Annotated in this window: 14 protein-coding genes; 4 read left to right on the top strand and 10 right to left on the bottom strand. The window is 71.4% G+C overall.

What is annotated here, in order from left to right:
* Positions 1 to 254 precede the first annotated feature (254 nt).
* The gene (locus P3T41_RS01235) at positions 255 to 1,280 is read right to left on the bottom strand and encodes an aspartate-semialdehyde dehydrogenase (RefSeq protein ID WP_280687023.1); all 1,026 of its coding nucleotides are present in this window, start codon (positions 1,278 to 1,280) and stop codon (positions 255 to 257) included.
* 70 nt (positions 1,281 to 1,350) lie between these two features.
* Positions 1,351 to 2,277, bottom strand: a complete 927-nt coding sequence (locus P3T41_RS01230) for a dihydrodipicolinate synthase family protein (protein WP_280687022.1) — start codon at positions 2,275 to 2,277, stop codon at positions 1,351 to 1,353.
* Positions 2,278 to 2,348: 71 nt separating this feature from the next.
* Here P3T41_RS01230 and P3T41_RS01225 point away from each other — a divergent pair, with 71 nt between their 5' ends.
* From P3T41_RS01225 to P3T41_RS01210, 4 genes are all read left to right on the top strand, one after another.
* Positions 2,349 to 3,233 (top strand): LysR family transcriptional regulator, encoded by an 885-nt coding sequence (locus P3T41_RS01225; protein ID WP_280687021.1) that lies wholly within the window; start codon positions 2,349 to 2,351, stop codon positions 3,231 to 3,233.
* 117 nt (positions 3,234 to 3,350) lie between these two features.
* Complete coding sequence (locus P3T41_RS01220) at positions 3,351 to 4,007, top strand: RDD family protein (RefSeq protein WP_280687020.1); 657 nt, start codon at positions 3,351 to 3,353, stop codon at positions 4,005 to 4,007.
* Positions 4,008 to 4,201: 194 nt separating this feature from the next.
* Positions 4,202 to 7,756 (top strand): DNA polymerase III subunit alpha, encoded by a 3,555-nt coding sequence (dnaE, locus tag P3T41_RS01215; protein ID WP_280687019.1) that lies wholly within the window; start codon positions 4,202 to 4,204, stop codon positions 7,754 to 7,756.
* A 128-nt stretch (positions 7,757 to 7,884) separates the two neighbouring features.
* Complete coding sequence (locus tag P3T41_RS01210) at positions 7,885 to 8,673, top strand: hypothetical protein (RefSeq protein WP_280687018.1); 789 nt, start codon at positions 7,885 to 7,887, stop codon at positions 8,671 to 8,673.
* Positions 8,674 to 8,691: 18 nt separating this feature from the next.
* Here P3T41_RS01210 and P3T41_RS01205 read toward each other — a convergent pair whose 3' ends face one another.
* The 8 genes from P3T41_RS01205 to P3T41_RS01170 all read right to left on the bottom strand — a co-directional run bounded on the left by P3T41_RS01205 (position 8,692) and on the right by P3T41_RS01170 (position 16,371).
* Positions 8,692 to 9,273 (bottom strand): dienelactone hydrolase family protein, encoded by a 582-nt coding sequence (locus tag P3T41_RS01205; RefSeq protein ID WP_280687017.1) that lies wholly within the window; start codon positions 9,271 to 9,273, stop codon positions 8,692 to 8,694.
* A gap of 42 nt (positions 9,274 to 9,315) precedes the next feature.
* Positions 9,316 to 10,170 carry an ABC transporter permease gene (locus P3T41_RS01200; protein WP_280687016.1) on the bottom strand — a complete coding sequence of 285 codons (855 nt, stop codon included), beginning with the start codon at positions 10,168 to 10,170 and terminating at the stop codon, positions 9,316 to 9,318.
* Positions 10,167 to 12,950, bottom strand: coding sequence for an alpha/beta fold hydrolase (locus tag P3T41_RS01195; RefSeq protein ID WP_280687015.1), 2,784 nt, complete (start codon positions 12,948 to 12,950; stop codon positions 10,167 to 10,169). Before P3T41_RS01195 ends, P3T41_RS01200 begins: the two co-directional genes overlap by 4 nt.
* 118 nt (positions 12,951 to 13,068) lie before the next feature.
* Complete coding sequence (locus P3T41_RS01190; RefSeq protein WP_280687014.1) at positions 13,069 to 13,572, bottom strand: LURP-one-related family protein; 504 nt, start codon at positions 13,570 to 13,572, stop codon at positions 13,069 to 13,071.
* A 77-nt stretch (positions 13,573 to 13,649) separates the two neighbouring features.
* Complete coding sequence (locus P3T41_RS01185) at positions 13,650 to 14,102, bottom strand: GNAT family N-acetyltransferase (RefSeq protein ID WP_280687013.1); 453 nt, start codon at positions 14,100 to 14,102, stop codon at positions 13,650 to 13,652.
* Positions 14,103 to 14,126: 24 nt separating this feature from the next.
* Positions 14,127 to 15,065: an RluA family pseudouridine synthase gene (locus P3T41_RS01180; RefSeq protein WP_280687012.1), complete on the bottom strand. Its 939-nt coding sequence runs from the start codon at positions 15,063 to 15,065 to the stop codon at positions 14,127 to 14,129.
* Positions 15,066 to 15,096: 31 nt separating this feature from the next.
* Positions 15,097 to 15,681, bottom strand: a complete 585-nt coding sequence (lspA, locus tag P3T41_RS01175; RefSeq protein WP_280687011.1) for a signal peptidase II — start codon at positions 15,679 to 15,681, stop codon at positions 15,097 to 15,099.
* A 171-nt stretch (positions 15,682 to 15,852) separates the two neighbouring features.
* Positions 15,853 to 16,371: a TraR/DksA family transcriptional regulator gene (locus tag P3T41_RS01170; RefSeq protein ID WP_280687010.1), complete on the bottom strand. Its 519-nt coding sequence runs from the start codon at positions 16,369 to 16,371 to the stop codon at positions 15,853 to 15,855.
* Positions 16,372 to 16,896: the final 525 nt, after the last annotated feature.

The following is a 16,896-nucleotide window of genomic DNA, read 5'->3' as shown; positions in this document are numbered from 1 at the left end:
ATCTCCTTTACCCCCCGAAGGCGTGGTGAATCACCCGGCTGCGCCGCCCGATCGCCCACGTGAGCGCCACCCCGTCACCCGGCTGCGCGTCGCCCGATCGCCGGTGTGAGCGTCACCCGATCGCCGGACGGCAGCTGCTCGCCGACCGGCCCGGCCGCCGTCCCGCCGCCCGCGCCGCGTTACCGACCCGTCAGACCCGGAAACGCCGCAGGGCGCCTGACGGTCCGTCAGGCGCCCTGGTCCGTTTTGACGGGTCAGCCGCGCCGTGCCGCGACCAGCTCGGCGATCTGCACCGCGTTCAGCGCCGCGCCCTTGCGCAGGTTGTCGTTGGAGAGGAAGAGGGAGATGCCGTTCTCCGCCGTCTCGTCCCGGCGGATCCGGCCCACGAAGGTCGGGTCCTGGCCGGCCGCCTGCAGCGGGGTCGGGATGTCGGTCAGCACCACGCCGGGTGCGTCGGCCAGCAGCTCGGCGACCCGCTCGGGGCTGATCGGCCGCGCGAAGCGGGCGTTGACCTGCAGCGAGTGGCCGGTGAAGACCGGCACCCGGACGCAGGTGCCGGACACCTTGAGGTCCGGGATGCCGAGGATCTTGCGGCTCTCGTGGCGCAGCTTCTGCTCCTCGTCGGTCTCGTTCAGACCGTCGTCCACGATCGAGCCGGCCAGCGGGACCACGTTGAACGCGATCGGGCGCTGGTAGACCTGCGGCTCGGGGAACTCGACGTTGGAGCCGCCGTGGGTCAGCGCGGCTGCGCCGTCCACCACCTTGGCCGCTTGCTCCTGCAACTCCGCGACGCCGGCCAGGCCGCTGCCGGAGACGGCCTGGTAGGTGGCCACGACCAGGCCGGTCAGCCCGGCCTCCTCGTGCAGCGGGCGGAGCACCGGCATCGCGGCCATCGTGGTGCAGTTCGGGTTGGCGATGATGCCCTTGGGCAGCTCGGCGATCGCCTCCGGGTTGACCTCGCTGACCACCAGCGGGACCTCGGGGTCACGGCGCCAGGCGGAGGAGTTGTCGATCACCACGGCACCGGCCGCGGCCACCTTGGGCGCCAGCTCCTTGGAGGTCGAGCCGCCGGCCGAGAAGATCACGATGTCCAGACCGGTGTAGTCGGCGGTGGCCGCGTCCTCCACCGTCACCTCAGCGCCCTGCCACGGCAGGGTCTTGCCGGCCGAACGGGCCGAGGCGAACAGCCGCAGCTCGGTCACCGGGAACGACCGCTCCGCCAGGATCTCCCGGACCACGCCGCCGACCTGGCCGGTGGCACCCACGATGCCGATCTTCATCCGTACTTCCTCCTCCGGTCTACTGCTCTGCTTCATCTTGCCCGCTGCCTGGCCTTTCTCCGCACGGTATTCACCTGGTGGACAGCTGCGGCGCGACCAGCGGGTCGAGCGCCGCGAGCGCCCGGTCCACGCTCGCCGAGCTCGCGGCCAGCAGCGGCAACCGCACCGCCGGGCTCGGGATCCGACCCTGGGCGTGCAGCACGCCCTTGATCACGGTCGGATTCGGCTCGGCGAACGCGGTCGCCGAGAGCGCGGCCAGCCGGTGCCCCAACTCCCGGGCCCGCACCAGATCTCCGGCCCGCCAGGCGTCGGCCAGCGCGACGAACCGCCCGGTGGCCAGGTGCACGGAGGCCAGGATCCCGCCCGCCGCGCCGAGCGCGAGCAGCGGCGACAGCACGGCGTCGTCGCCGGCCAGCACCGCGAAGCCGGGCGGCGCGGCGGCCAGCAGGGCGACGACCTGCGGGTCGAGGGCCCCCGTGGCGTACTTCACACCCGCCAGGCCCGGCACCTGGGCGAGCGCGCAGAGCGTCTCGGCGTCCAGCGCCTGACCGGTGCGGTGCGGGATGTGATAGGCGATCAACGGCACCGGGCTGCGGGCTGCCAGGTGCTCGAAGTAGGCGAGCACCCCGTCCGCCCCGGGCCGCACGAAGGCCGGCACCGGAGTGAGCGAGGCCGTGACCTCGGGACGCTCCCCCAGCTCGGCCAGCGCCCGCAGGCCCTCCCGGGCGCCACCGCCCGCGCCGACCACCAGCGCGGCCCCCCGCTCGCGGCAGACCCGGGCGCAGAGCTCGACCACCGCGGCCCGCTCGGCCGGGTCCAGCGCGCTGGGCTCGCCGGTGGTGCCGAGCGCGACCAGCCCGGCCGCGCCCTCGTCCAGCACGCCGTGGGCGAGCTGCTCCAGCGCGTCCAGGGCGACGGTGTCGGCGGCGGTGAACGGAGTGATCAGCGGGACGAGGATCCCGTGCAGTGACTGGCTTCCGTGCAGTGGGTGGCTCATGGCCTGATCCTCGCCGCCGACCGCTGTACAGGTCCAGTTCGCGTTTCCACCGTGAACCGTAAGCTGTGCTGATGCTCGATGTCCGCCGTCTGCGGCTCCTACGGGAGCTGGCCCACCGGGGCACCATCGCCGCCGTCGCCGAGGCGCTGGCCTTCAGCCCCTCCGCCGTCTCCCAGCAGCTCTCCGCACTCGAACGCGAGGCCGGGGTCGCACTCCTGGAGCGCACCGGACGGCGGGTGGCGCTCACCCCGGCCGCGCACAACCTGGTCCGGCACGCCGAGGCCGTGCTGGCCCACCTGGAGCAGGCCTCGGCCGAGCTCGCCGAGGCCCGGCACGGTCCGGCCGGACCGCTGCGGATCGGCACCTACCCGTCCGCCGCCCGGGTGGTGATCCCGCCCGCCCTGATGCTGCTCGCCGAGCGCTGGCCCGAGCTGGAACCGATGGTCGCCGAAGTCGACCCGGCGGGCGTGGCCGACCTGCTGCGCGCGGGCGAGCTGGACGTCGCGCTGGTGCACGACTACGACTTCGTCCCCGCGCCCGTCGAGCCCGGCATCGCCGGCGAGCCGCTGTTCGCCGAGGCGATGTACCTGGCCACCCGCACCTCTGACCCCGGCAACCTGGCCGCCCACGCCGCCGACCCGTGGATCCTGGCCACGCCCGGCACGCTCTGCCACGCGATGACCATCCGCGCCTGCCAGGCGGCCGGCTTCAGCCCGCGGATCCGCCACCGCGCCGACGACTTCGTCACCGTCCTCGCCCTGGTCGCCGCCGGCCAGGGCACCGCCCTGGTCCCCGAACTCGGCCTGCTGGACCCGCCGCCCACCGTCCACCTGCACCGCCTGCCGATGTCCCGCCGCACCGCCATCACCTTCCGCCACGGCGCCGCCGGCCACCCGGCGATCACCGCCTTCGGCACGGCGGTGCGCGACGCGCTGCCGACGGTGCTGCGGAGTTGATGTCCGTTCAGGTCAACGTGTTGTTCGCATAACAGTTGTGATCAAAGTCTTTTCGCGACCTCCCCACACGGATAGAACTTCTCTGGGCAGGTCCCCACGAGACAAGCGAGCGGCTTCATGAGCAACGACCAACCTCCGGGCTACGGTTACCCGTCGGACCCGCAGAACCCCTACGGCCAGCAGCCGCCCCACGACCAGCAGGCCTACGGCACGCCGGGCTACGGCCAGCAGGCACCCGGCTATGGCCAGCAGCCGCCCGGTTACGGCCAGCAGCCCTACGCCGCGCCCGGCTACGGCCAGCAGGCACCCGGCTGGCTGGCACCCCCGAACCCCTACGGCCCGCCCGCCCCCGGCACCCGGCAACTCGCCTCCGCCGGCGACCGCTTCGTGGCCCGGCTGATCGACCTCGCCGTGCTGATCATCCCGATCTTCCTGATCGAGTTCGTCGCCGCCACCGCCGTGGGCAGCATCGTCGCGAGCATCCTCGGCGCGGCCCTGGTCTTCCTCTACGAGATCGCGATGCTGCTCACCCAGAACCAGCAGACCGTCGGCAAGAAGGTGATGAAGCTCCGCGTCGTCTCCCTGGCCCACGGCGCCCGCCCGACCGACAACGAACTGTGGACCCGCGCGGCGGTCTACGGGCTGCCTCAGGCGGTCTACTGCGTCGGCAGCCTGTTCAGCCTGCTCAACATGCTCTGGCTGCTCTGGGACAAGCCCTACCAGCAGTGCCTGCACGACAAGGCCGCCAAGACGGTAGTGGTCAAGGAAGCCTGAATCAAGGCGAGTTGAATACCCCGGCCGGGCCCGATAGGGTCCGGCCGTCGCCTTGTGCGACGTCTGTGAGCATGGTCACGGCGCGAGGTGTCCGAAGCACCCTGGGTGGCCCGAGTGGCGGCGAATGATCAGAGTGGCGGCGCGCTAGGGTGGATAACCCCCAGCCGCAGACCTACGCCGAGGAGCCTGCCCCCGTGGCCGACAGCTTCGTTCACCTGCATGTCCACACCGAGTACTCGATGCTCGACGGGGCGGCCAAGAACGGCAAGCTGATGGCCGAGGCCCAGCGCCAGGGCATGCCCGCCATCGCGATGAGTGACCACGGCAACATGTTCGGTGCCTACGAGTTCTTCCAGCAGGCCAAGAAGCTCGACGGCGCCGTGAAGCCGATCATCGGCATCGAGGCCTACGTCGCACCTGGCTCGCGCTTCGAGAAGAAGCCGGTCTTCTGGTCGCCCGGCGGCCAGCGCCCGACCAACGCGGACGGCGAGGGCGGCAAGGACGTCTCCGGTGGCGGCCGCTACACCCACATGACCATGTGGGCCGAGAACGCCACCGGCCTGCGCAACCTCTTCAAGCTCTCCTCGCTCGCGTCGATGGAGGGCTACTACATGAAGCCCCGGATGGACCGCGAGCTGATCGCCGCGAACGCCACGGGCATCATCGCCACCACCGGCTGCCCCTCCGGCGAGGTGCAGACCCGGCTGCGGCTCGGGCAGTACGACGAGGCACTCAAGGCGGCCTCCGCCTACCAGGACATCTTCGGCAAGGAGAACTACTTCCTGGAGCTGATGGACCACGACCTGTCCATCGAGCGGGACGTCCGGGCCGACCTGCTGCGGCTGGCCAAGGAGCTGAAGATCCCGCTGCTGGCCACCAACGACTCGCACTACGTCACCGCCGACCAGGCGGACGCGCACGACAGCCTGCTCTGCGTCGGCGTGGGAAAGAACAAGGACGATCCGAACCGCTTCAAGTTCAACGGCAGCGGCTACTACATCAAGACGCCGGAGGAGATGCAGGCGCTCTTCAGCGAGCTGCCCGAGGCCTGCGCCAACACGCTGGCGATCGGCGAGCGGATCCAGCCGTACGACGAGGTCTTCAATTACGTCGACCGGATGCCGCAGTTCGACGTGCCCGAGGGCGAGACCCAGGCCTCCTACCTGCGCCAGAAGATCAAGGCCGGCCTGCAGCACCGCTACGGCGACAGCCCGAGCCAGGAGGTGCTGGACCGGATCGAGCTGGAGATGGGCGTCATCACCCCGATGGGGTTCGACGCCTACTTCCTCGTGGTCGCCGACATCTGCCAGTACGGCCGGGACAACGGCATCCCGGTCGGCCCCGGCCGTGGCTCGGCGGCCGGCTCGATGGTCGCCTACCTCACCGGCATCACCCAGCTGGACCCGCTGGAGCACGATCTCCTCTTCGAGCGCTTCCTGAACCCCGAGCGCATCAACCCGCCGGACGTCGACATCGACTTCGACGACCGCCAGCGCGACCAGATGGTGCGCTACGTCACCGAGAAGTACGGCGAGGCGTACACCGCCCAGGTGAACACCTTCGGCACCATCAAGGCCAAGGCCGCCGTCAAGGACGCCAACCGGATCCTCGGCTACCCCTTCGCCATGGGTGACCGGATCACCAAGGCGATGCCGCCGGACGTCATGGGCAAGGGTGTCCCGCTCACCGATCTCTTCAACGAGTCCCACCCTCGCTACAACGAGGGCACCGAGATCCGCACGATGTACGCCAACGAGCCGGACGTCAAGAAGATCATCGACACCGGTATCGGCATCGAGGGCCTGATCCGCGGCACCGGCGTGCACGCCGCCGCCGTGATCCTCTCCTCCACCCCGCTGCTCGAACTGATCCCGCTGCACAAGCGGGACAAGGACGGCGTGATCATCACCGGCTTCGACTACCCGTCGTGCGAAGCCATGGGCCTGATCAAGATGGACTTCCTGGGTCTGCGGAACCTGGGCATCATCGACCACTGCATCAAGATCGTGAAGGCCAACCGCGGCGTCGACGTCGACATCGAGAAGATCCCGATCGACGACCCGACCACCTACGAACTGCTCGCCCGCGGTGACACCCTGGGCGTCTTCCAGCTCGATGGCGGCCCCATGCGCGCGCTGCTGAAGCTGATGAAGCCGACCGAGTTCGCCGACATCTCCGCCGTCTCGGCGCTGTACCGGCCCGGCCCGATGGGCATGAACTCGCACACCAACTACGCGCTGCGCAAGAACGCCCAGCAGGAGATCATCCCGATCCACCCGGAGCTGGAGGAGCCGCTCAAGGAGGTCCTCGGCCCCACCTACGGCCTGATCGTCTATCAGGAGCAGGTGCAGCGAGCCGCCCAGGTGCTGGCCGGCTACAGCCTCGGACAGGCAGACCTGCTCCGCCGCGCGATGGGCAAGAAGAAGAAGGAGGTCCTGGAGAAGGAGTTCGTCCCGTTCCACGCGGGCTGCCACGAGCGCGGCTACTCGGACGAGGCCATCCAGGCGGTGTGGGACGTGCTGGTCCCGTTCGCCGGCTACGCGTTCAACAAATCGCACTCCGCCGCGTACGGGCTGGTCTCCTACCAGACCGCCTACCTCAAGGCGAACTACCCCGCCGAGTACATGGCCGCGCTGCTCACCTCGGTCGCCGACGACAAGGACAAGATGGCGATCTACCTGGCGGAGTGCCGCCAGATGGGCATCAAGATCCTCTCTCCCGACGTCAACGAGTCCGTGGTCGACTTCACCGCCGTCGGCAGCGACGTCCGGTTCGGCCTCAAGGCGGTGCGCAACGTCGGCGTGCCGGTGATCGAGTCGCTGATCAAGACCCGGAAGGAGAAGGGCAAGTACACCTCCTTCGCGGACTTCCTGGACAAGGTCGAGCTGGTCGCCTGCAACAAGCGCACCGTCGACTCGCTGATCAAGGCCGGTGCCTTCGACTCGCTGAACCACACCCGCCAGTCGCTGGTCGCCGTGCACGAGCAGGCGATCGATGCCGTCACCGGAGTGAAGAAGCAGCAGGCGATCGGGCAGGACGACCTGTTCGGCGCGCTGGACACGGGGGACGACACCCCGACCATCGGCCTGGACTTCGAGCTCACCGACCGCGAGTGGCCGCGCCGCCAACTGCTCAGCCTGGAGCGCGAGATGCTCGGGCTCTACGTGTCCAGCCACCCGCTGGACGGCGCCGAGCACATCCTGGCCCGCAACCGGGACGTCTCGATCGCCGAGCTGATGGGTTCGGGCCGCACCGAGGGCGAGGTCCGGCTCTCCGGTCTGATCACCGGCGTGGACCGGCGGATCAACAAGGCGGGCAACGCCTGGGCGATCATCACGCTGGCCGACCGCGACGGCTCGGTGGAGGTGCTCTTCTTCCCGGCCACCTACAACCTGATGGCCGATCAGATGATCGAGGACAACGTCATCTCGGTGCGCGGCCGGCTCAACGAGCGGGACGGCGCGCTGAGCATCTTCGGCCAGGAGATCACCAGCCTGGACATCTCGGCGGCCGAGCACGGCGGCAAGCCGCCGGTGCAGATCACCGTGCCCTACCCCAAGGTGACCCCGAACATGGTGCGCGAGCTCAAGCTCACGCTGCAGGCCCACCCGGGCGACGTGCCGGTGCGGCTGATGACGACCAGTCGGCAGCGGGACGTGCTCTACGAGCTGGGGTTCCTGGTCAACCCGGACACCGCGTTCGCCAGCGAGGTGAAGACGCTGCTCGGCCCGGCGGCCTGGAGCGCCTGAGCCTCGAAGCCGGACGTCTGACGGGCAGCCAGCGGACCGCGTTCCCCGGCTGCCCGTCGGCGCGCTAGTCTCGGCGCGCGCGAGATTCCGTGGCACGGCTGCGGCGCGCCCACCTCGAGGGGGAGACGATGAGCTATGCGCCGCCGGTCGGAGGCTTTCCGACGCCACAGCGGGCGCCGGCCGGGCCGCGCGCCGCGGCGCTGCCCGGGCTGGCGGTCCTGCTGATCCTGATCCTGCTGCTGGACCTGGCGATCCTGGGCTTCGACCTCAACCGGGACGGCGTGAACTACCTGCCGACCGCGCTGGGGATCAACTACGACCACTACATCCAGGGCGTCCCGGTCTACTACGTGGGCGGGAACACCGCGTTCGACCTCGGGCTGATCGCCATGATCATCGGGGCGTTCAGCGGCGGTGGCTGGGTCCGCCCGGCCGGCAGCGCCGTGCTGCTGGTGGCCGTCTACAGCGACGTGATGTCCGTGGTGGCGCAGCTGACCGGGAACTCCGAGTCCCGGCACGAGTTCTCCTCGCCGGGATCGAACCTGCTGCTCAACCTGGACGTGATCGGCCAGGCCGTGCTCGGGGTGCTCTTCGCGGTGATCGTGGCCGCCACGGTCAAGAGCAAGAGTGCCCCCGCCCTGCCCGGCCCCGGCGCCCCGGCCGGCTTCGCCCCGCAGTTCGCCCCGCCGCCCGGCCCCGGCCGCGCGCCGGCGGCTCCCGGCTTCGGCGGGCCGCCCGCCCAGGGCTACGGTGCCCCGATCCCGCCGCAGCCCACCCCGGGCTACCCGGCACCGGCCGCACCCGCCATGCAGCCCCCGGCGCCGGCCCAGCCCCCCGCGATGCCGCCGGCGCCGCCGGCCACTCCCCCGGCGTACGGCTACCCGCCGCGCCCGCAGGACGGCCCGCCGGCGCCCTGACGCCCGGTCAGCCGCCGGCTAGGAGTCCAGCTCGCTCAGGAAGGCGAGCGACGCCGCCCACGCCGCGTCGCTCGCCTCCTCGTCGTAGTCGGCCAACTCGGGGTCGGTGAACAGGTGCCCGGCGCCCCGGTAACGGTGCACCTCGACCTCGGCACCGGCCTTGCGCATCCGCAGGTACCAGGCGTTCAGCCAGTCCTCGGTCTCGAACGGGTCGGGCTCGGCCACGTGCAGCTGCACCGGGATCTCCGCCACGGCCTCGTCCCGCACGTCCGAGGTGCCGTGCAGGAGCAGCAGGCCCAGCGCGTGCTCGTCGGCCAGTGCCAGGTTCTGGGCGAGCGCGCCGCCGAGCGAGAAGCCCGCGTAGACCAGCCGGGTCCCGGGGGTCAGCAGCGGGGCGGCCGCGCCGATCGCCCGGCGCAGCAGCTCGTCGGTGCCGACCTGCTCGTGGTACGCCAGGCCGGCCTCGATGTCCTCGAAGACCTCGCCGTCGTACAGGTCGGGCACGTGGACGGTGTGCCCGGCCGCGCGCAACCGGTCGGCGGCGGCGGTCACGGCGGGGCGCAGCCCGTAGGCGGAGTGGAGGAGCAGGATCTGGGCCACGGGGACTCCATCAGCAGACGTCGGGGGACGTCCAATGATCGCTCAGGACACGATGTCCTTGCGCGCGAAGCCCCGGAAGGACAGTGCCAGCAGGATCGCCGCGTAGGAGAGCGAGAGCGAGACCCCCTGCACCATCCCGCCCCACTCCAGCTGCGGCTGCAGTGCGTCCGCCCAGGCGTACTGCCAGTGCGCCGGCAGCCACTCGCGCAGGCCGCCGAGCGCCGTGATGGCGTCCAGCACGCCGGTGATGATGGCCAGGAACACCGCACCGCCGACCGCGCCCAGCGGGGCGTCGGTGGCGGTGGAGAGGTAGAAGGCGAGCGCGCCGATCACCAGCTCGCTGAGGATCACGAAGCCGACCGCGATGGCCAGGCGCGGCAGCACCTCGGCGGCCGGCAGGCTGCCGCCGGTGGGCAGCCGCAGGTCGCCCCAGCCGTAGGCGGCGGTGCCCACCCCGAGGCCGACCAGTGGCAGCAGCACGATCGCGGCGGCCGAGTAGAGCAGCCCGATGGTGAGTTTGCTGGCGAGCAGCCGGCCCCGGGGCACGGGGGCGGCCAGCAGGTAGCGCAGCGAGGACCAGCCGGCCTCGGCGGCCACCGTGTCGCCGCAGAACAGCGCGACCGGGATCACCAGGATGAAGCCGGTGCCCATGAAGAGCAGGGTGGCCGCGAAGTTGGGTCCCGAGGCGGTGGCCAGCGTCACGAAGGTGGTCTGGTCGGGCCGGGTGGGCGTGCCGCCGATCTGGAAGGCGGCCAGCACGATGAACGGCAGCGCGAAGAGCACCGCCGCGATCACCAGGGTGCGGCGGCGGCGCAGCTGGCGCAGCGCCTCCACCCGCAGCGGCAGGGTGTGCTGCGGGCGGTAGCCGGCGGCTCGGTCAGCAAGCGTTCCGGTCACGCGGACCCTCCGATCATCGAGAGGAACGCGTCCTCCAGGCGGCGGTGCGGGCCGGCCCGCTCCACTGGGACGTCCAGGCGGACCAGTTCGGCGACCAGCTGATGGGCCGTCAGGCCGTCCAGCCGCACCAGCAGCCCGTGCCCGGCGACCTCCACCGAGGCGACGCCGGGCAGCGCCGCCGCCTTGTCGGCCGCCGTGACCAGTTCCTCGGGCGGGTAGTCGGCGGGGGTGCCGACCAGCAGCACTTCGCCGCCGCCGACGATCTCGCCGACCTCGCCCGCGCTGACCAGCCGGCCGCGGTCCATCACCACCAGGTGGGTGCAGCTCTGCTCGACCTCGGAGAGCAGGTGGCTGGAGACGATGACGGTCCGTCCGGTGGCCGCGTAGCGGATCATCACCTCGCGCATCTCGCGGATCTGCGGCGGGTCGAGCCCGTTGGTCGGCTCGTCCAGGATCAGCAGGTCCGGCAGGCCGAGCATGGCCTGGGCGATCGCCAGCCGCTGGCGCATGCCCTGCGAGTAGGTGCGCACCGCGCGTTCCAGCGCCTCGCCGAGGTCGGCGATCTCCAGCGCCTCGGCCAGTTGCGCGTCCTCGGCGGGGCGTCCGGTGGCCTGCCAGTAGAGCTCCAGGTTGGCCCGGCCGCTCAGGTGGGGCAGGAAGCCGGCGCCCTCGACGAAGGCGCCGACCCGGGAGAGCACCGGGGCGCCGGGCCGCACGGCGTGGCCGAAGATCCTGATCTCGCCCTCGTCGGGACGGATCAGACCCATCAGCATCCGCAGGGTGGTGGTCTTGCCCGCGCCGTTGGGGCCGAGCAGGCCGAGCACCTGCCCGGGCTGGACGGTGAAGCCCAGCTCGCGCACGGCGTAGCGGTCGGCGGCGCCCTTGTAGCGCTTGCTCAGGCCGGTGATCTGCAGCGGCACCTCGGCGAGCGCCGGGTCCGGCGGCGGCATCGCGCGGCGGCGACGGCCGGTCAGCAGCAGCACGGCGGCCGCGGCCAGGGCGAGCAGCGGCAGGATCCAGGTGCGGGCGGGCAGCGCGGTGGCCTCGGTGGTCAGCGCGTTGTCGGTGGGGACGGTGAGCGGGCTGGCCAGGCCCACCTGGTAGGTGGCGGGCTGGTTCGGCGAGGCGTAGGCCAGGTCGGTGCTGGCGAGCACCAGGCGCAGCCGGTGTCCGGCCGGGAAGTCGTGGTCGACGGCGGGCAGCCGGACGGTGACGGTCTTGCCGTCGGGCGCGTCGGCGCCGGTGATCCGCAGCGGGGCGGCGAGTTGCTCGGGGAGCGTCTGCTTGCCGTCGGGGCCGACGTCGTAGAGCTTGCCGAAGAGCACCGCGTCGGGCTGGTCGGCGTGCACGGTGAGGCTCACCGTGGGGCTGCCGGTCAGCTGGAGTCCGGAGCTGAGCGGGGCCGAGTCGAAGGCGGCGTTCTGGCCGGGGAAGTCGATCGAGATGCCGACGCCCAGCTGGGCGGCCTGGGCGAGCGCGCCGAGCCCTGGCACGGTGGAGATCGCGGGCGGTGCGCCGCCGGGCGGGTTGGCGATGGTCTGCGGGCGGCCGGTCAGCTGGACGGAGCTGTCGGCGGTGCCGTCCAGGCCGGGGTAGCGGGAGCCGTCGGCGCCGCGCAGCACCACCTGGAAGCCGGTGGAGTCCACGCCTCCGGTGCGGGTGACCCGGAAGGTCGGCCCGGTGTCGTTGCTCTGATGCTTCAGGCCGCGATTTTTCAAATAATGGTCGAACCAGGAGATCACCCGGTCGTCCACCCGGTCGCTGGTCTCGGTGCCGCCGTCGTGGCCGCCGTCGAACCAGTCGACCGAGACCGGCGCGCCGTTGGCGGCGATCGCCTTGGCCATCGCGTCGCCCTGGTCGAGCGGGAAGAGCGAGTCCTGCTGGCCCTGGACCACCAGGGTGGGGACCTTGATCTGCGAGGCGTAGCTCGACGGGCTGGACTTCGCGAGCAGCGCGACCGCGGCGGCGTCGGGCCGCCCGGCGGTGGCCACCCGATTGTACATCGCGCAGAGTTCGGGGGTGAAGCGGCCGCAGCCCACCGGCCCCGTGGTGTTCTCCGAGGGGGCCGGCTTGCCGGTGGTGGAGGCGGTCAGGTCGCCGGCCGAGCCGTCGGTGAAGAAGATCCCGGCCCAGAGCTTCTTGAAGACCCCGTCGACCGGGCTGCTGCCCTGGACGTTCTGCGGGAAGAGCGCCTGCGGCAGGTCCCACCAGGTGATCCGCGGCGCGATGGCCTTGATCCGGGGGTCCGCGGCGGCGGCCAGCAGCGAGATGGCGCCGCCGTAGGAGGCGCCGGTGATCCCGACCACCGGGTCGCCGGGCTTGTCCTTGAGCACCTCGGGCCGGGCGGTCAGCCAGTCGACCAGGTGCTTGACGTCCTGCACCTCGCCGTCCGGCGAGTCCAGGCCGATCTGCCCGGTGGAGTGCCCGAAGCCGCGCGAGGACCAGGTGAGTACGGCGTAGCCGGAGCGGGCCAGCTTGCGGGCCTCGTCCGCCTCGTCGGTCTTGCTGCCGCCGAAGCCGTGGGCGAGCAGCACCGCCGGGCGCGGGCTGCTGCCGGTGGTGAAGAAGGAGGTGTCGATCGAGACCTGCTCGGCGCTGCCGGGCGCCTGGGGCATGGCGAGGAACTGGTCCTGCTGACGGACCGTCACCGGGGTGTTGGCGATGGCGTTCACCGCGCCGAGCCCGACCAGTACGAGCAGGGCCAGCGTGCTGGCCAGCAGCCGGCGGCGCGTCGACATGCTCCGTGTGCGCGAGCGCCGCCAGCGGCCGGGGAGGTCCATGGATAGCGATCGTATCCGTGGCTTCTGAGAATCAGCCAGGAGGGCGGCCCGGCGGCGACGAACTGCCCATTTCTTACGCTTTGCCGGCTTTCTCCGCCGGCCGCTCCGAGGTCGGCCGTCAGAAGTTGGTCAGCTTCTCGCCCTTGGCGTCCTGCAGGATGTGGTCCACGCAGACCGCCAGGATGATCATGAGATAGGCATCCGGCTGGCTCATCACGTCCACCGCGTAGGCGTCCCTGATGGTGAACCAGCGCCGCGAGACGTGGGCCAGTGTGGTGCCCTCGGCGCGTATGTCGAACTCGCGGTCCCACAGGTTGCCGACGACCTTCAGCCGCCGCCCGTCCCGCAGCTTGACCTTGAAGCGGTCGCCGAAGAGCTTGAAGAGCTTCTTGCTGATCTTGGCGATCACCTCGCCGTCGTGCTTGATCAGGATGGTGTGGTGGACGGTGAAGAACTTCTTGACGATCGAGCCCACCACGGTGCCGTCGGTGTCCACGAAGGTGAAGGTGCTGCGGAACCGGAGCAGCTTCTTGTTGACCCGCCAGACCTTCTCGCGGTGCTCGGTCTCGATCCAGGCCTCCTCGTGGAAGGCGAACATCCGGTCACGCACCAGGTAACGCATCAAGATCCCCCGTTCGGGTCAGTGCAGAGCCGCCCCAGAGTAATGGGGCGGCCTGACGGACCGGCAGGGGGATCGGGTCAGAAGACCTTGACCATGGTGCGGTGCGGGATCCCGGCGTCGTCGTAGACCGGGCCCTCGGCGGTGTAGCCGAGGCGCTCGTAGAAGCCCATCGCCTGGACCTGGGCGTGCAGCTCGCACTCGGTGGCGCCCAGCTCGCGCCCGGCCCGCTCGACGGCGCCGACCAGGGCCGCGCCCAGACCGGTGCCCCGGGCGGGCTTGAGCACGGCGAGCCGCCCGAGCAGCACCCGGCCCTTGACGCCGGTCAGGGCCAGCGCCTGCTCGCCGCTGATCAGCCGGGCGGCGCCGACCGGGCGGCCGCCCTGGTCGAGCGCGACCAGGTGGGTCGAGGTGGCGTCCAGCTCGTCGTACTCCAGCTCGGCCGGGATCTGCTGCTCCACCACGAAGACCTCGTGCCGCACCTGCTTGGCCAGCGCGACCTCGCCCTCGGTGCGGGCGGTCCGTATCTCCATCGCCGGGCTCTCCATCGGGGGGCCTCAGCTCTCGGCGGCGATGACGTCGAGGGCCGTGCGCAGGTCCTCGGGGTACTCGCTGTCGAACTGCACCCACTGGCCGTCCCCCGGGTGCTCGAAGCCCAGCGAGACGGCGTGCAGCCACTGCCGGGCCAGCCCCAGCCGCTTGGCGAGCGTCGGGTCGGCGCCGTAGGTGAGGTCGCCGACGCACGGGTGGCGCAGCGCCGACATGTGCACCCGGATCTGGTGGGTGCGGCCGGTCTCCAGCTTGATCGTCAGCAGCGAGGCGGCCCGGTAGGCCTCGATCAGGTCGTAGTGGGTGATCGAGGGCTTGCCCTCGCGGGTCACCGCCCACTTCCAGTCCGAGCTGGGGTGCCGGCCGATCGGGGCGTCCACCGTGCCGCTCATCGGGTCGGGGTGGCCCTGGACCAGCGTGTGGTAGGTCTTCGAGGTGATCCGGTCGTGGAACTGGCGCTTGAGGTCGGTGTAGGCGCGCTCGGACTTGGCGACCACCATCAGACCGGAGGTGCCGACGTCCAGGCGGTGCACGATGCCCTGGCGCTCGGCGGCCCCCGAGGTGGAGATCCGGTAGCCGGCGGCGGCCAGGTGACCGATCACGGTCGGGCCGGTCCAGCCGGGGCTCGGGTGCGCGGCGACCCCGACCGGCTTGTCGACCAGCACGATGTCCTGGTCGTCATGGACGATCCGCATGCCCTCGACATGCTCGGCGACGATCTGCACGGGTGCGGCGGGCGCGGGGATCTCGACCTCCAGCCAGGATCCGGCGATCACCCGGTCCGACTTGCCGGCCGTCGCACCGTCGATCCGGACCTTGCCCTCGGCGGCCAGCTCGGCCGCCTTGGTGCGCGAGAGACCGAACATGCGGGCGAGGGCGGCGTCGAGACGCTCGCCCTCCAGGCCGTCGGGGACGGGAAGCGTACGGATCTGCGCTGCGGTACTCACCCGTACGAGTATGCCGCACCGACCGACGGCGCTATTCGCCCTTCGGAGCGGGCTTGTGCGTCGAGCCGTCCGGGTTGCTGCCGCGGAACGAGAGCAGCACCACCAGGATGCCGCCGCAGACGATGGCCGAGTCGGCCAGGTTGAAGACCGCGAAGTGCTGCACCGAGATGAAGTCGACCACGTGGCCGCGCAGTACCCCGGGGGCGCGGAACAGCCGGTCGGTCAGGTTGCCGAGCGCCCCGCCGAGCAGCAGGCCGAGCGCGATCGCCCAGGGCAGGCTGTAGAGCCGGCGCGAGATCCGCCAAATCACCACGATCACGGCGGCCGCGATCAGGGTGAAGACCACGGTCATGGTCTGGCCCATGCCGAAGGCCGCGCCCGGGTTGCGGATCACCTGGAAGGTCACCATGTCGCCGATCACCTTGATCGGCGTACGGCCCTCCAGCCTGGCCACCACCAGCAGCTTGCTGCTCAGGTCGATCAGGTAGGCGAGCAGCGCCACCGAGAAGAGCACCCCGAGCCGGCGACGGCGCACCGCGGCCGACCCGCCGACGGCACTCGCACCGGCCGGCTCAGCCTGCTCGGTCGACTCGACCGGCATGGTCGGCGCCGACACCGCGGCCTCGGCGGGCCCGGTGGGCTCGTCCTGGGTCTGGGGAGAACCTGGCGTAGTGATGATCCGCTCCGCTGCCGAGAGAGAAGGGCCGACGTTACGGGGTCGAGCGTACGGCACGCGGTGCCCGCGACGACTCGACCCCGAGGGGCGACCGCCCCTCGACCGCCGTGGTCAGCGACGCTCCTGCTTCGCCTTGCAGGAGACGCAGAGAGTGGCCCGCGGGAAGGCCTGCAGCCGGGCCTTGCCGACCGCCTGGCCGCAGGACTCGCAGACCCCGAAGCCCACGCCCTCCAGCCGGAGCAGCGCGCGCTCGGTCTGATCGAGCATGTCGCGGGCGTTGTTGGCCAGCGCCAGCTCGCTCTCCCGGTTGATGTTCTTGGTGCCGGCGTCCACCTGGTCGTCGCCGGCCCCGTCGTTGGAGTCGCGCATCAGGCCGGTGATCGCCGCCTCGGCGGCGTCGATCTCGTCGCGCAGCCGGACCAGCTCGCCGTTGAGCTCGGCGTGCACCTCGGCGACCTCGACGGCCGTCCAGGGCTCCTCGCCCGGGCGGACCGGCAGGTCGGCCCGGTCGACGGCCTCGGCGCCGGCCGCGACCGCCGCCCGGGCGCCGGTGGCGGCGGGGGTGTGGTTACGGCTGGTCACCGCGCCGCGTCCGGTGGTGGTGCTGGTCTTCCGCCGTGTCGTGGTCACGGAACCCTCCCCTTGGTCGCCCGCCACGGCCTTTCGGGCCCGCCTGGTGGCGGTGCCCGTGCCCGTTGCCTTCTCAGCCATGGCTCGACCCCATCTACGAATGACTACGGCCGACGGTTCCCGTCGGCCTCCGGTGCCGGAACGATAATCCTGAACGAATCAGGTCACAACGGGACATACCGATACCCTCGGTGTTCCCACCCGGGCAGCCGGGGTGGCACGGCCGAGGAAGCTCCGTGCCTGGGCATTGACAAAGTTGTGCCCAGATCGTCACTTCCTAACCGCCCGGGCGCGCGGTGACGTGCGGCGGCAATGGCGCAAATGGCCTTGCGCCGCCCTATAGACTGGGCCGGCAAGGCGCAGATGGGACGAGTACCGACGTACGCAGCCACGAGCGACCCGGGGACGGTGCGAGCCCGGGGGTGTGCGCGGCGGGAAGATCACCCCGGAGCCGCCGGAAGAACGGCCGCGAGAGCGGCCTACTAGACCCGGCAGCAAGCCCAAGGAGTGGGCCGTCGGCAGGTC

This window comes from Kitasatospora sp. GAS204B (genome assembly GCF_029892155.1).
Lineage (GTDB): Bacteria > Actinomycetota > Actinomycetes > Streptomycetales > Streptomycetaceae > Kitasatospora.
This window is presented reverse-complemented; position numbering and strand designations above follow the sequence as displayed.